Here is a 13,608-nt window from a genome sequence, read left to right on the forward strand (position 1 = left end):
CCCACTCCGAAAGCTTCACAAGACCAAGATATTCGAGATACACGACTAGCAACGACTATGAATGACTAGAAAACGCGTAGCAGCTTTCACCCCCCTCGCGCAGCGGCACCCCAGAGGCGGACTTGCCACCGAAGGGGTGAGGGTCACGGGCGCCGGCCCGGAGGGCCGGTACGAGTGGAAGCCGCAATTCCACTCCTTTCGGGAGGTTCCCCCCCCCATGCGTGTACGTCCCCTGCTCGGCGCGGCAGCCGGTGCCGCGCTGCTCCTGCTCACCGGTGCCGGCGCGGCGCCCGCGACCGCGTCGGCCGCCCTGTCCGACCTCGTCACGGTCGACGCGGTGGGCCGGATCGCCGCCGACGGCACCGTCACCCTGTCCGGCACCTACCGCTGCGCGAGCTCCAGCGGCCCGGTCTTCGTCAGCTCCTCCGTCAGCCAGGGCGCCTCCACCACCCGCCACGGCATCGGCGGCACCCGGGCCGTCTGCGACGGCGCGGAGCATCGCTGGGTGAACAGTGGCCGGCCCTCGCAGGGCGCGCTCGTGCCCGGCGCGGCCCACGTCGAGGCCACCCTGATGGAGTTGCGCACCTTCAGCGGCCTGCCGCTGCCCGGCTTCCACGCGACCTCGAGCCAGGCGATCACCCTCACCCGGGGCTGACGACCGCCGGCGGACCGGCGGGCGGCCCCGGTTGCGGGCCCCGCCGGTCCGGGCCTCCGTCGCGAACCGCGCCTCCCGCACCGCGATAGTGCGCGACCACCCTCCTTGACTGTTTAATTGCGAGCTCTATGCAATAACCTGACTCGCGCAGCAAGGATGTGAGGTCACATGTCGACCCGTCGGATACGAGGGGCCGCCGTCACGGCGGCGCTGGCCGCGGCGGTCACCGCCTGCTCGGCTCCCGGCAGTGGTGACCCGGGTGACGGCTCCTCCGCCGGGTCCGTCGTCATCGGAGTGGCCTCCGAGCCCGACACCCTCAGCCCCCTGCTCGGCTACGGCAAGGACGGCAACTCCAAGCTCTTCGACGGGCTCCTCGCCCACGACGTCGGCCTGGAGCTGAAGCCCGCTCTGGCAGCCGGACTGCCCGACATCACCGACGGTGGCCGCACCTACACCTACACCCTGCGCGACGGGGTCGAGTTCAGCGACGGCGGACCGCTCACGGCCGACGACGTCGTCTACACGTACCGGACCGCCCTCGATCCGAAGACCAACAACACCTTCAAGAGCGAGCTGGACGCCGTCAAGGAGGTCCGGGCGAGCGGCGCCGACAAGGTCGTCTTCACGCTCAAGTACCCCTACGCCCCCTTCGCCGCCCGCACGGTCCTGCCCATCGTCCCCGAGCACATCGCCGGCGCGCAGGACCCCAACACCGGCTCCTTCAACACCAAGCCGGTCGGCACCGGACCATACGTCCTCACCAAGTGGAGCAAGGGCGAGAAGCTCACCTTCAAGGCCAACCCCCGTTATTGGGGCGGCGAGCCGAAGGTGAAGACCCTCACCATGGCGATCATCGCCGACGACAACGTCCGCGCGACCCGGCTGCGCTCCGGCGACCTCGACGGCGCGGTCCTGCCGCCCAACCTCGCGGCCACCTTCAAGAACGACGACGGCAAGCGCACCCACCAGGCCAGGTCCTACGACTTCCGGGCCGTCGCCCTCCCCAGCGCGAACAAGGTCACCGGCGACCGTGCGATCCGCCGGGCCCTCGACGCCGCCGTGGACCGCCGGGCTATCGTCGACACGATCCTCGACGGCGCGGGCCGCCCGGCGTACGGGCCGCTGCCCGTCGACGACCCCGCCTTCACCCAGGACATCGAGCGCACCAAGGACCTCGGCAAGGCCGCGAGGATCCTGGACGAGGCCGGCTGGGAGCCCGGCCAGGACGGCATCCGCGCCAAGGACGGACAGCGGGCGTCCTTCACCCTGCTCTACCCCTCCGGCGACAAGGTCCGCCAGGACCACGCCCTCGCCTACGCCTCCGACGCCAAGAAGGCCGGCATCGAGGTGAAGGCGGAGAGCGCCACCTGGGAGGTCATCGAGCCGCGCATGAAGGACGACGCCGTCCTGGCGGGCTTTGGCAGCACCGGCGACCCCGACTTCGGCCTCTACACCCTGCTGCACTCCTCCCTCGCCGGCGACGGCTTCAACAACATGGCCCGCTACGACAACCCCGCCGTGGACCGCGCCCTCGACGACGCCCGCCGCAACCAGGACCCGGCCGAGCGCAAGTCGGCCTACGACAAGGTGCAGCGCGCCTTGGTGCAGGACCCCGGCTACACCTTCCTCACCCACATCGACCACCTCTACGTCCTGGCGGACCGCTGGGACGGCCTGAGCACCCAACTCGAGCCGCACGAGCACGGCTTCGCCAGCGGACCCTGGTGGAACATCGAGGACTGGCAGCCGAAGAAGTGACCCGCCCACCCTGGACAGCGATGGCACGGCTGGCGGGGCGGCGGGCCCTGCTCGCCGTCCCCGTCCTGCTGGTCGTCACCTTCGGCGTGTTCGCCATCGCCGCCGCCTCCCCGTTCGACCCCGTCAAGGCCTACGCCGGCACCGCCGCGCTCGGCGCCGACCAGCAGACCCTGGACCGGCTGCGCGAGAACCTCGGCGTCGACGAGCCCTTCGCCGCCCGCTGGTGGCACTGGCTGACCTCCGCGCTCACCGGCGACCTCGGCCATTCCAGCGTGATGCGGCAGCCGGTTGCTCAGGTGATCGGCGAACGGCTCGTGTGGTCCGCGCTGCTCTGCGCGGTCGCTTTCGCAGCCGCCCTGCTGGTGGGCACGCTCCTCGGCGTGCTCGCCGCCCGTAGCCCCGGCTCGGCCGCCGACCGGGCCGTCACCTCCCTCGCCTACACGCTGGAGGCGGCTCCGGTCTTCTGGATCGCGCTGCTCGCCGTCTGGCTGTTCTCCCTTCAGTGGGATGTCCTGCCGGCGGGCGGCCTGACCGACGCCGGCAGCGATCAGGTCACGCCCGGGCAGGTCACGAGCCATCTCGTCCTGCCCGCCGGTGTCCTCGCGGTGTCCCAACTGCCGTGGTTCACCCTGTACGTACGCCAGGGCGTCGGCGACGCCCTGGCGGAGGACCCCGTACGCGGCGCCCGCGCCCGCGGCCTGAGCGAGCGCACCGTCCTGCTCGGGCACGCCCTGCGCTCCGGACTGCTGCCGGTGCTCACCCTGATCGGCTCCCGCGTACCGGAACTCATCACCGGGGCGCTGCTGGTGGAGAGCGTCTTCAGCTGGCCGGGCATCGCCGCGGCCACCGTCGAGGCGGCCACCGCCGTCGACTTCCCGCTGCTCGCCGCCCTGACGACCCTGGCCACCGCCGCCGTGCTCGCCGGCAACCTGCTCGCCGACCTGCTCTATGGACTGTTCGACCCGAGGGTGAAGCTCAGTGACATGTGATGCACCGGCGCCCGCCGGTTCCCCGGCCGGGACCGAGTGGCGGTCGCACGGCCCGAAGCGCCGCTCCACCCGCGCCCTGCGCGTCCGCACCTCCGCCCTGCTGGTGGCCGGAACCGTCCTCGCCGTGCTGCTAGTGCCGCCGCTGGTCCAGCTCGACCAGCAGGCCGTCGATCTGGCCGCCGAACTCCGACCGCCCTCCTGGGCCCACCCCTTCGGCACCGACGACGTCGGCCGCGACCTGCTGCTGCGCTGCGTCTACGGCCTGCGCGTCTCGCTGCTCGTCGGGGTCGCGGCGGCCCTGACGGCGACCGTGGTCGGCACGGCCGTGGGCGCGGCGGCCGGGGCGCTGGGCGGCTGGGCCGACCGTGCGCTGATGCGGGTGGTCGACACGTTCTCGTCCGTGCCGCACCTGCTGCTCGGCATCTTCATCGTCGCCATGTTCCGGCCCGGTGTCTGGCCGGTGGTGATCTCGGTCGCGCTCACGCACTGGCTGTCCACCGCCCGGATCGTCCGCGCCGAGGTTCTGTCCCTGCGGGCGCGGCCGTACATCGATGCGGCCGTCTCGGGCGGGGCGTCCCGGTGGCGGGTGGCCGTACGGCATCTGCTGCCGGCCGTCCTTCCCCAAGCCGCCCTCGCCGCCGTACTGATGGTGCCGCACGCCATGTGGCACGAGTCGGCCCTGTCCTTCCTCGGACTCGGCCTGCCCACCCACACGGCGAGCCTCGGCACCCTGATCCAGACGGCCCGCGGTTCCCTCCTCGCCGGCCAGTGGTGGCCGACCCTCTTCCCGGGCCTTTTCCTCATCGTCCCCACCCTCGCCATCGCCGGCTTCGCCGGTGCCTGGCGGGAGCGGATCAATCCCCGCCACCGATCGGAGCTGATGCTGTGAGCACCGGAGTTGGGCCCGGGTCGGGGGGAGTCGGTCCCCGGAGGGGCGGAGCCGGTCCTGTGTCCGGCGGGGGTGCTTCTGAGCCGGGCGGAGACGGTCCCGTGCCCGGTGGCGGTGATCGCGCGCGGGCCGGAGCTGGTCCTGTGCCGGGGCGAGGTGATGGCCCGCGAGTCGGGGGCGGTCTTGTAGCGGGTGGGGGTGATCTTGTGCCGGGCGGAGGCGGCCCTGCGCCGGGCGGAGGTTGTTCCGTGCGGGCCGCAGGCGAGACCGTGCTGGCGGTGCGTGGGCTCTCCGTGCGGTTCCTCATGCCTGGCGGGCGGTGTGTCGCAGCCGTCACCGATGCCCGGTTCGAGATGGCGGCCGGGGAGTGCCTGGCCCTGATCGGGGAGAGCGGCTGCGGCAAATCCGTGCTGGCCTCCGCCCTGCTCGGACTGCTCCCCGGTAACGCGCAGACCGCCGGTTCGGCCCTCCTGGGCGACCTGGACCTGCTCACGGCCGGTGAGCGGACCCTCGCCCGTACCGTACGGGGCCGGCTCATCGGCCTCGTACCGCAGAGCCCGGCCGCGCATCTCACGCCCGTGCGCACCGTCCGCTCCCAGTTGGAGGAGACGATCGCCGCGCTGACCGCGCTCCGGGGCCGTGCCGCCCTGCGCGCCGCCGCCGAAGCCGCCGCCGAACGGGCCGCGTTCCCCGCGGACCACCTCGACCGGCACCCCCACGAGCTCTCCGGAGGTATCGCCCAGCGCGCCGCGACGGCCCTCGCGCTGGTCGGCGGCGCGCCCCTGCTGCTCGCCGACGAACCGACCACAGGGCTCGACCGCAACCTGGTGGACCGTACGGTCGACGAACTCCGCCGGCACGTCGACGAACCGAGCGCGACGAGCCCCGGCGGACGGGCCCTGCTGATGATCACCCACGACCTGTCGGCGGCGGAGCGCATCGCCGACCGGGTCGCGGTCATGTACGCGGGCCGGATCGTCGAACTCGCAGACGCCACTGCCTTCTTCGGCGAGCCCGGCCCTCGCCACCCCTACAGCCGCGGCCTGCTCCGGGCCCTGCCCGACCGCGACTTCACCCCCATCCCCGGCATGCCGCCCGAACTCGGCGACCTCCCCGACGGCTGTGCCTTCGCCGCCCGCTGCGACCGGGCCACCGACACCTGCGCCGCCCCGCCGCCCTTGGGCACGGTCGCCTGCCACCACCCGCACGTGCCGGAGGACGTCCGTGCTTGAGCTGCGCTCCATCACCGCCGGATACACCACGAACGTACCGGTCGTCCGGGACGTCTCCCTGACGGTGGCACCGGGGGAGGCGGTCGGCCTGCTCGGCCCGAGCGGCTGCGGCAAGTCCACTCTGGCCCGGGTCGCGGCGCTGCTGCACCGCCCCGACTCCGGCACCCTGGTCCTCTACGGCGAACCCGTACGGCAGTGGCGCCACCGCGCCCCGCGCGCCCAGCGCACCGCCTTCGGAGTCGTCTTCCAGCAGCCCCGGCTGTCCGCCGACCCCCGGATGGCGCTCACCGACCTGATCGCAGAACCCTTGCGGGCCACCGGCCGGAGCGGCGAAGTCCCCGCCCGGGTAGCCGAGTTGACCCCGGCCGTCGGCCTCACCCCCGACCTGCTGACCCGGCGGCCGCACGAGGTCAGCGACGGACAGCTGCAACGCGCCTGCCTGGCCCGGGCCCTCGTCCTGCGCCCGCGTCTGCTGGTGTGCGACGAGATGACGGCGATGCTCGACGCCTCCGCCGCCGCCGCTCTGGTCGCCGCCGTCGAGGACTACCGGGCCGCCACCGGCGCCGCCTTGCTGGCTGTCGGCCACGACCGCACGCTGCTCGAGCGCTGGTGCGACCGCACCGTCCACTGGGACAGCCTGGCCTGACAGCCCGGTCTGAGACGCGCTACTCCTGCGCGTGCCGGATGGCGTCCAGCACGATGTGGGCCACATGGTCGTCGGTCAGCGTGTAGCGCGTCTCGCGGGCCTGACGCCGGGCGATGACGATCCGGGACGTGCGCAGCACCCGCAGGTGCTGGGAGACCAGCGGCTGGCTCACACCCAGCGCGGTCACCAGCTCATGGACGTACTTCCCGCCGCCGGACAGTTCCCGCACGATGCCCAGCCGTACGGGCGAGGCCAGGGCGCGCAGCAGTTCACTGGCCGCCTGCAAGGTCTGGTCCGGCTCGTCCGGGGCGGAAGAGGACGTCGTTGTCATATGCGCACATTAGCATATGGCAACGATTTCCAATATGCCCGCCCTTGTGGCACCCGGGGGCTGCGTCAGTGGTCGTCCCAGTGTCCCTCGTGGGCGGCGTGCCGGTGGCCGTCGTGCACGTAGTCGGTGTGGTCGTCGTGCCGTACGGCCAGGTGGCCGCAGTTGTCGCCGTGCTGGTGGTCGTGGTTCTGGTGCACCGCGTGGTCGCCGTTCGCGCACTCGTCGACGTGGCCGTCGTGCACCCGGTGGATGTGGCCGTCGTGGGCGTAGTCGGTGTGGTCGCCGTGGGTGAAGGCGACGTGGCCGCAGTCGTCGCCGTGGGTGTGCGCGTGGTCCTGGTGGGTGATGTGCTGGGCGGTGGTCATGGGGAGAGCTCCTTGCGTGTGCTTGCGGCTGCCCGGCTCTTCTTCCGGACAGGCATGCCGACATTAACATATAGCGATTCCTGCATGCATTGTCCGGCGGCCGGTCATCGTCCACCACCCGACGGGGTGCGGAAGGGTGACCTCCAGGCCCCGGCCCCCGGCCCCCGGGCCAGGCCCCCGGCCCCCGGGCCAGGCCCCCGGGCCCCGGGTCCCCGGGTTACGGGCCTGAGGGCTATACGGGCCTCGGCCCCCAGGGCTTCCGGACCTAGCGCACCGCCACGACCACGCAGCTGTCGCCGTACTGCCAGACCGGGCCCACCTTGCTGAAGCCCGCCTTCCGCAGCAGGTCCAGGTGGGCGGAGAGGGGGAGTTCGGCGGGCCGGCCGGTGCCGGGAGAGGCCTCACGGCGGCGGCGCTCGGCGAGGAGGTCGACCAGCTCCGGGTCGTGCGCGACGGCGGCCCACCAGGAGCCCCAGTCCTCATGGGCGAACGCCCGCTGCCGGTCCGCCCGGCACTGCCCGACATGGGCGGCGACGCGGGCCGGACCCGAGTCACCCTGGGGGAGGTGGTCGCCGTTGACGAGGACGCCGCCGGGCCGCAGCAGCGCCGCGAGCTGCCGGTAGGTGCCGAGCAGGGTGTCACGGTCGAGGTAGTGCAGGGCCGTGGTGGAGACGGCCGCGTCCAGGGGCCGGTCCAGGTCCAGCGCCCACACCCAGCCGGGCGCGCCGATCTCCGCGTCGACGTAGCGGGCCGCGTCCGGGTGATGGGTGCGGCCCAGTTCCAGCAGGAGGGGGTCCCGGTCCACGGCCACGATCTCCGCGGCCGGCAGCCGCCGGATCAGCCGGGCCGCCAGCGAGCCGGGCCCGCAGCCCAGGTCGACGACGAGCGGCGGGGTGGCGCACCCCGCCGTGGCGTGCTCGACGACATCGGCGATCACCGTGAACCGCTCCTCGCGGTCGACGGCGTACCGCTGCTGCTGGAGCTCCCAGCGCTCCACCCAGCGCTCCGCCGTCGCCAGACTCAGCCCCATCCCGTCGCGCCACCTTGCCGTCTCGCACCTTGACTCTTGCCGGCCCGAGCCTACAGGTGGAAACGGTTCCCATTACGACCAGTTGGCGGAGTCACTCGAGTGACGCGAGAACGGACAGCAGCCGGTCGATCTCCTCAACGGTGTTGTACACATGCAGACTCACCCGCACCGAACCGGTCTTCTCGCCCGCGTCCCCCTGGCAGTGGTGGTCCGAGCGGACCATGAACCCGTGGCTGAAGAGGATGAAGCCCAGGTCGCCCGAGTCGATGGCGCGGTGCCGCAGGGTGACGATTCCCTGGCGCCGCTGCACGGTCGAGTCGGAGGCCAGGCTGAGCGGACAGCCGAGGATCTCGTAGGCGTCGAGCCGGCGCAGCTCGTCGGTGAGCCGGGCGGCCAAGGCGACCGTCCAGCGCTCGACGCGCTCCAGGCCGGCGGCCTCCAGCCAGTCCAGGGCCGCTTCCAACGAGGCGATGCCCACCGTGTTCGGCGTGCCGCTCCACCCGCCGGGCGTGAACACCGGCCCGCGCGCCTGCCGCGCCCACACCGCCCCGGTCCCGGGCAGGGCCAGTGCCTTGTGCCCGGAGAAGACCACGAAGTCCACGTCCAGCTCCGCCACGGTCACCGGCAGATGACCGACGCTCTGGGCCGCGTCCAGACAGATCACCGCGTCCGGGCCGACCGCCCGGCGGACGCGGTGCACGTTCATGTCCCCGCCGTACACGTGATGCACATGGGTGGTGGCGACGAACCGGGTGCGCGGCCCCGCCCGTTCGGCCAGCGCGCGGTGGTCGTAGTCACCGGAACCGCTCTGGTACGGCATCGGCACCACCCGCACGTGCACGCCCTCGCGGGCGAGTTGCCGCTGGGCCTCCCGCCAGGGCGCGATGTTGGCCTGGTGGTCGGCGTCCGGTACGACGATCTCGTCGCCGTCGCGCAGGAACCCCGGCAGCCAGTCGCGGGCGATCGTGCGCAGCCCCTCGGTGGTGCCGCCGGTGAAGTGCACGGCGGAGCGCTCCGGCCGGGTGTCCCCGAGGAACCGGGCGACGCGCTCGCGGGTGCGCTCGACCAGCTCCGTGGTCCGGTTGGCCCAGGTGTAGGTGCCGCGCGCGGAGTTGGCGTTGGACATGGTCAGGTACCTCTGCACGGCGTCCAGCACGGCCTGCGGCTTCTGTGCCGTGGCCGCGCTGTCCAGGTACGCCAGCTCCGGGTGCCCGGTGACGATGGGGAACTGGGCGCGCAGTGCCCGCTGCCACGGGCGCAGGTCGTCATGGATCGCGGGTGCGTTCATGGCGGTCAGTCCCTCACCAGGGGCGCGCCCGCGTCCCGCCAGGCGATGATGCCGCCGGCCAGGCTGCGCACGTCCGGGTGGCCCATCCGCGTGAGCAGCGCCGCGTACCGGGCGGACTGCTCACCCACCGGGCAGGCCAGCAGTACCGGCTGACGCCGGCTGAACGGCAGCCCGCCCCGGACGAGTTCGGCGAACAGCTCGTCCACGATGTTGACCGACCCCTCGATGTGCAGTGCCGCATAGGCGAAGGAGCTGCGCAGGTCGACCACGAGCGGCCGGTCGGTCTCGATCCAGCGCCGCGCGTCGGCCACGCCGATCGACGGCGCCCCGCCGACCTCGGCGTCGGACAGATCGGCCGCCGAGTTCTTCCGGGGCGGCCGCCCCAGCAGATCGGGCCGCCGCTGCCGGACGTAGCTCAGATAGCTCTCCACCCGGTCGCAGACGATGAACACCGTCGTCCGCCGCTCGGTCAGCTCCTCGTCCAGAGCGCGCAGATGCCGCACGGCGCCGAAATAGGCGGCCCCGCCGGTGGGGCCGCCCAGGATGCCGCAGCGGCGGTTCAGGGTGAGCATCCCCTCGATCGCCTCGTCGGCGCTGACCGACTCCATCGTGTCGTACGTCTCCGGGTCGAACAGGCCGACCTCCTGCACCTCGTCGATGGTGCGGATGCCCGGGATGAAGTCGGACTTGGCCGCGACCAGCCCGACCACCCGCACGGACGGGTCCTCCTCCCGCAACGCCCGGGCGACACCAGTGGAGGAGCCGGCCGTGCCCACACAGGCGACGAACCAGTCCGGGACCCGGCCGTCCAGGTCCTTGACGATCTCCGGGCCGGTACCGGTGAGATGCGCCTCGGTGTTGCGCGCGTTGAAGTACTGGTCGGTGTGCAGATAGGCACGGCCGGAGGCGGACAGCGTCCGGTGGAACAGGGTCAGCGGGTCGTCCGTCGCGGTCGGGTCCAGACACTCGCTCTGGCCCGGAAGTTCCTCGATCTCCGCACCGAGCAGCAGCAGAAGGTCCTTGATCTCCGGGACCCGCATCCGGTTGGTGACGCTCTTGAAGCCCAGGCCGTGCATGCCCGCGACGACCGCCAGGGCCTTCGCCGTGTTGCCGCTCGACAACTCCACGACCTGGCTGCCGTGTTCGACCGCCTCGGCGAGCAGGGGCCTCGCCATGTTCCAGGCGGCCCGGTCCTTGACCGAGCCGAACGGGTTGAGCATCTCCAGCTTGGCGTACAGGTCGATGTTCCGCAGGCCGTGCACGGCCGGGTCGATCCGCACCAGCGGGGTGTTGCCTATCGCCTCGGTGATGCTGTCGTACCTCACTGGACTCCCCCCGAGGGCGTGATCGGCCAGAACTGGTCGTCGAGGCACCACCGCCAGGCGTCGCCGTCCTGCCAGGCGGCGACCTTGCGGGCGGCGGGCTGGTGCTGGGCACCGGTGGCGTGGAAGTCCGTGGCGTACCCGGCGGTGTTGGCGAAGGCCAGCAGGTCGCCCGGTTCGGGCCGGCGCGGCAGGAACACGGTGCGCCGGGTGATCAGGTCGGTCTCCAGGCACAGGCTGCCGAAGAGGTGGACGGCGACGGGCCCCTCCCCGGGCCCGCCTCCGCTTCTGGGAATGACGACCGGGTCCATCAGCACTCCGTGGTCCTCCAGGGCGATGTCGTCCGCCTTCGCGGCCAGCCGTACGAGCAGCTCGCCTCCCGTGTCCTGCGTGCGGACCTCCAGCACCTTCGCCAGCGTCAGCCCGCACTGGTCCAGCAGCGCCCGGCCGGGCTCGGTGTGCAGGTCGTACAGGTGCTCCAGCAGCAGCGCGGCCAGAGGGCGGCCGTCCAGGGAGACGGCGGGCCGGCCGAGCAGCTCGTCCAGATAGGCGGCGCCCGCGACGGACCGGTGGGCGGGGTAGAGGCCGAGCGTGCCGCGCAGGGTGCCGGACTCCTCGCGCAGCCCGTAGCCGTGCCCGCCCCAGGTCAGGGGCGGGCGGCGGCCCAGGACGGCGGCCGTGAGCTCGCTGGTGTACGTGTCCCACTGCTCCCGCTCGGCGAGATAGCTGACGCCGAACCCGCCCCCCACGTCCACGGCCCGGGGCCGCAACCCCCGGCTCCTGCACAACTCCAGGGCCGTCAGGCAGCCTTCGAAGGCGGTCGCCTTCTCCGCGACACTCGTCGTGTCCAGATGGAAGGCCACCCCGGACAGGCTCACCGCGTCACCCTGCCTCTCGACCGCCTCCAGAAGCGGCTCCAACTCCCTTACGGGAGTGCCGAACCGGCTGCGCCGGCTCAGCACCCGAACCCCCGAGGTCTCGAACCCCGACAGCCGCAGCAGCACCCGCGCCGGGGCGAGCGCGTGCTTGCGCACCAGCACGGCCAGCTGGTCCAGCTCCGCGGCGGCGTCGACGCTGACCGTGACGCCCGTACGGGCCGCCAGCCACAGGAACTCCGGGTTCTTCGGCCCCGTGGCGGTGATCCGGTCCGGGGCGAAACCGGCCCCCAGCGCGTGCTGCAACTCGCCCAGCGACGCGACGTCCACACCCGCGTCCGTCGCCGCGAGCCGCCGCAGCAGCGCGCTGGACCGGTTGGCCTTGTGCGCGTAGAAGACCTGGCCCGACAGGTGGTGACGGCGGTACACGGACCGGAACCGCTCCAGGTTCTCGGCGATCTGGTCCGGCACCACGACGTGCAGCGGTGAGCCGAGCGCGTCGGTGAGCGAGCGCAGCATGCCGTGCGCCGCCACCAGCGACCTCAGCCGTGGTTCCAGCCGCGGTTCGAGATACAAGGGCCGGCCGTCCATGCGCGCTCCCTCCCTTGAAGCCGCTGCGCCCGGCATCCGGGCACGTCGGACACTCCCCGCGTTTCGCCGTATAGCCCCTATCCATTCTTCGGTCGCTTTACGCCCCGTAAGGCCCGGGCCTGTAACGTCGCCGACGTGAAGCGGATCACGGGCCGCACCTGCGGCGCGCGCCGGGCGCGAGGGGGTGGCATCCGTCGATCGGCGCTTACAGGGGCCCCTCGGGCGGCAGGCCGGCCTGGCGTGCCGGGGCCGCTCGGCCGGGGCGGCGGGCCTTCGCGGCGGCGGAGAGCGGAGCACGGCCCCGGCAGGTGCCGGTCCGCAGTGGCACGCCGGTGACATCCGGGACGGATCCGTAGCGGACGGACAGGGCAACGGATGGCGGCGGTGGCGTGTCATACCGGGTGCAAGGGCTGAAGCCCGCGCATCCGACAGGGGAAACCATGGGGGAGACCATGCAGATCCGTGCCCGAGGCATCCGTACCACCGTGGCCGTGCTGGCGGCCGTGGCCGGTGTCGCCGCAGTCGCTGTCCCGGCCACAGCAGCCACCACGCCGCACCCCGCCACACCCCGGTTCCTGGAACCGGCCGATCTGCCGCCGCACCCCACCTCGCCCTGGTACGCCGGCCCGGTCACCGCCGGTCAGCCGGACCCGCTGCCGGTCTGCGTCGGCGAGGCGCTCCCGTCCACCGCGACCCACCGCTCGTACGGGACCGAGCTCGACACCAGCGCCCAGCAGATCACGGTCGTGGAGCGGAACGTGAGCCGCGCCAAGGACTTCGCGGCGCTGCTGCGCAAGGACCTTGCCGGCTGCGCGAAGAAGCTGATGGAGCAGAACCCCGACCTGACGGTGACCCAGAAGTACTACGGCCGCCTCAACGTCGAGGAGGGCGCTCACGTCTACGGCCTCCACACCGCCTCGGCCTGGGGCTCCTCCGACATCGGCCTCTTCTCGGTCGGCCGTGACGGACGCACCGTGACGGTCGTCCTGTGGGGCCAGATAGGCGATTTCCAGCACGCCCAGGTGGCGGACTTCAAGGCCACCACCGTCAAGGCGGTCAACAAGCTGTACTGACGGACTCAGGCGCCGGCCCGCCCGGCGCCCCCGTCGTAACCGTCGTACACGAGGAGCCCGTCGTCGCGCAGGCGGGCTCCGGGTGTCGGCGTGTGGGCGCTCAGCCGCCCGTCGTGCATGAGGTGGCGGGCCGGTACACCGCGGGCGAGCACCGCGAAGTCGGCGATCAGCCTGCGGTGACAGCGCCACCAGACGGCCTCGCTGCACATCACCGCGGTGCGGACGTCCGAGGCGTCCCGCAGCAGGCGGTCCATCGCGGCGACGAACCCGGGGGAGCGGGTGTGGGCGGCGTACCCGCGGAACGAGGCGTTGCGCCAGACCACGTCCGGGCTGTCCGGGGGCGGGGAGCGGAACCCTCCGAGGTCTGGTTCCCACCGGTAGCCGATGCCGTTGTCCGGCAGCCACCCGGCGAGCCGCTCCCGCGACAGGTCGGGATCGCGACGGCTGCCGGGAGCGGTCCGTACGTCCACGACGGCCGTGACACCGGCGTCGCGCAGCAGCTCGGCGATCCGCTCCCGGCCGGCGGTGCTGTGCCCGAAGGTCAGCAGAAACGCGTCCACGGTG

General features: G+C 72.6%; 14 protein-coding genes. 7 read left to right on the plus strand and 7 right to left on the minus strand.

Annotation, left to right across the window (positions count from 1 at the left end; all coding sequences use genetic code 11):
• Window positions 1-217: 217 nt before the first annotated feature.
• The 6 genes from ACZ5TL_RS27910 (at window position 218) to ACZ5TL_RS27935 (ending at window position 6,169) form a co-directional block, all read left to right on the plus strand.
• Window positions 218-655 carry a DUF6299 family protein gene (locus ACZ5TL_RS27910; protein ID WP_468593192.1) on the plus strand — a complete coding sequence of 146 codons (438 nt, stop codon included), beginning with the start codon at window positions 218-220 and terminating at the stop codon, window positions 653-655.
• Between the two features lie 168 nt (window positions 656-823).
• Window positions 824-2,413, plus strand: coding sequence for an ABC transporter substrate-binding protein (locus ACZ5TL_RS27915; RefSeq protein WP_468593193.1), 1,590 nt, complete (start codon window positions 824-826; stop codon window positions 2,411-2,413).
• 20 nt (window positions 2,414-2,433) lie between these two features.
• Window positions 2,434-3,402: an ABC transporter permease gene (locus ACZ5TL_RS27920; RefSeq protein ID WP_468593194.1), complete on the plus strand. Its 969-nt coding sequence runs from the start codon at window positions 2,434-2,436 to the stop codon at window positions 3,400-3,402.
• Window positions 3,392-4,291: an ABC transporter permease gene (locus tag ACZ5TL_RS27925; RefSeq protein ID WP_468593195.1), complete on the plus strand. Its 900-nt coding sequence runs from the start codon at window positions 3,392-3,394 to the stop codon at window positions 4,289-4,291. Before ACZ5TL_RS27920 ends, ACZ5TL_RS27925 begins: the two co-directional genes overlap by 11 nt.
• Before the next feature lie 305 nt (window positions 4,292-4,596).
• Window positions 4,597-5,523: an ABC transporter ATP-binding protein gene (locus ACZ5TL_RS27930; protein WP_468593347.1), complete on the plus strand. Its 927-nt coding sequence runs from the start codon at window positions 4,597-4,599 to the stop codon at window positions 5,521-5,523.
• Complete coding sequence (locus tag ACZ5TL_RS27935; protein ID WP_468593196.1) at window positions 5,516-6,169, plus strand: ABC transporter ATP-binding protein; 654 nt, start codon at window positions 5,516-5,518, stop codon at window positions 6,167-6,169. The genes ACZ5TL_RS27930 and ACZ5TL_RS27935 overlap by 8 nt, the downstream gene beginning before the upstream one ends.
• Before the next feature lie 19 nt (window positions 6,170-6,188).
• On the opposite strand, the gene ACZ5TL_RS27940 is transcribed toward ACZ5TL_RS27935, so the two are convergent.
• The 6 genes from ACZ5TL_RS27940 to ACZ5TL_RS27965 all read right to left on the minus strand — a co-directional run bounded on the left by ACZ5TL_RS27940 (window position 6,189) and on the right by ACZ5TL_RS27965 (window position 11,971).
• On the minus strand, window positions 6,189-6,500 hold the full coding sequence (locus ACZ5TL_RS27940) for an ArsR/SmtB family transcription factor (RefSeq protein WP_468593198.1): 312 nt from the start codon (window positions 6,498-6,500) through the stop codon (window positions 6,189-6,191).
• A 65-nt stretch (window positions 6,501-6,565) separates the two neighbouring features.
• A complete protein-coding gene (locus ACZ5TL_RS27945) occupies window positions 6,566-6,865 on the minus strand; it encodes a hypothetical protein (protein WP_468593199.1) in 300 nt (99 codons plus the stop codon).
• Window positions 6,866-7,130: 265 nt separating this feature from the next.
• Complete coding sequence (locus ACZ5TL_RS27950) at window positions 7,131-7,895, minus strand: class I SAM-dependent methyltransferase (RefSeq protein WP_468593201.1); 765 nt, start codon at window positions 7,893-7,895, stop codon at window positions 7,131-7,133.
• A 91-nt stretch (window positions 7,896-7,986) separates the two neighbouring features.
• Entirely contained in the window at window positions 7,987-9,183 is a 1,197-nt protein-coding gene (locus ACZ5TL_RS27955) for an aminotransferase class V-fold PLP-dependent enzyme (RefSeq protein WP_468593203.1), read from the minus strand.
• 5 nt (window positions 9,184-9,188) lie between these two features.
• Entirely contained in the window at window positions 9,189-10,508 is a 1,320-nt protein-coding gene (locus ACZ5TL_RS27960) for a pyridoxal-phosphate dependent enzyme (protein ID WP_468593204.1), read from the minus strand.
• Complete coding sequence (locus ACZ5TL_RS27965) at window positions 10,505-11,971, minus strand: Y4yA family PLP-dependent enzyme (protein WP_468593205.1); 1,467 nt, start codon at window positions 11,969-11,971, stop codon at window positions 10,505-10,507. Before ACZ5TL_RS27965 ends, ACZ5TL_RS27960 begins: the two co-directional genes overlap by 4 nt.
• Before the next feature lie 440 nt (window positions 11,972-12,411).
• Between ACZ5TL_RS27965 and ACZ5TL_RS27970 the strand changes: the two genes are divergently transcribed.
• Window positions 12,412-13,044 (plus strand): hypothetical protein, encoded by a 633-nt coding sequence (locus tag ACZ5TL_RS27970; protein WP_468593206.1) that lies wholly within the window; start codon window positions 12,412-12,414, stop codon window positions 13,042-13,044.
• 5 nt (window positions 13,045-13,049) lie between these two features.
• Here the strand turns inward: ACZ5TL_RS27970 and ACZ5TL_RS27975 are convergent, their stop codons facing one another.
• Entirely contained in the window at window positions 13,050-13,604 is a 555-nt protein-coding gene (locus tag ACZ5TL_RS27975; protein ID WP_468593207.1) for a DUF488 domain-containing protein, read from the minus strand.
• Window positions 13,605-13,608 lie beyond the last annotated feature (4 nt).

It is taken from the genome of Streptomyces sp. NPDC033136, from assembly GCF_055578235.1.

Bases quoted from the DNA above. Each gene is read 5' to 3' on its own strand.
- ACZ5TL_RS27910 (WP_468593192.1), top strand. From the start codon at position 218: ATGCGTGTACGTCCCCTGCTCGGCGCGGCAGCCGGTGCCGCGCTGCTC.
- ACZ5TL_RS27915 (WP_468593193.1), top strand. From the start codon at position 824: ATGTCGACCCGTCGGATACGAGGGGCCGCCGTCACGGCGGCGCTGGCC.
- ACZ5TL_RS27920 (WP_468593194.1), top strand. From the start codon at position 2,434: ATGGCACGGCTGGCGGGGCGGCGGGCCCTGCTCGCCGTCCCCGTCCTG.
- ACZ5TL_RS27930 (WP_468593347.1), top strand. From the start codon at position 4,597: ATGCCTGGCGGGCGGTGTGTCGCAGCCGTCACCGATGCCCGGTTCGAG.
- ACZ5TL_RS27940 (WP_468593198.1), bottom strand. From the start codon at position 6,500: ATGACAACGACGTCCTCTTCCGCCCCGGACGAGCCGGACCAGACCTTG.
- ACZ5TL_RS27945 (WP_468593199.1), bottom strand. From the start codon at position 6,865: ATGACCACCGCCCAGCACATCACCCACCAGGACCACGCGCACACCCAC.
- ACZ5TL_RS27950 (WP_468593201.1), bottom strand. From the start codon at position 7,895: ATGGGGCTGAGTCTGGCGACGGCGGAGCGCTGGGTGGAGCGCTGGGAG.
- ACZ5TL_RS27955 (WP_468593203.1), bottom strand. From the start codon at position 9,183: ATGAACGCACCCGCGATCCATGACGACCTGCGCCCGTGGCAGCGGGCA.
- ACZ5TL_RS27965 (WP_468593205.1), bottom strand. From the start codon at position 11,971: ATGGACGGCCGGCCCTTGTATCTCGAACCGCGGCTGGAACCACGGCTG.
- ACZ5TL_RS27970 (WP_468593206.1), top strand. From the start codon at position 12,412: ATGGGGGAGACCATGCAGATCCGTGCCCGAGGCATCCGTACCACCGTG.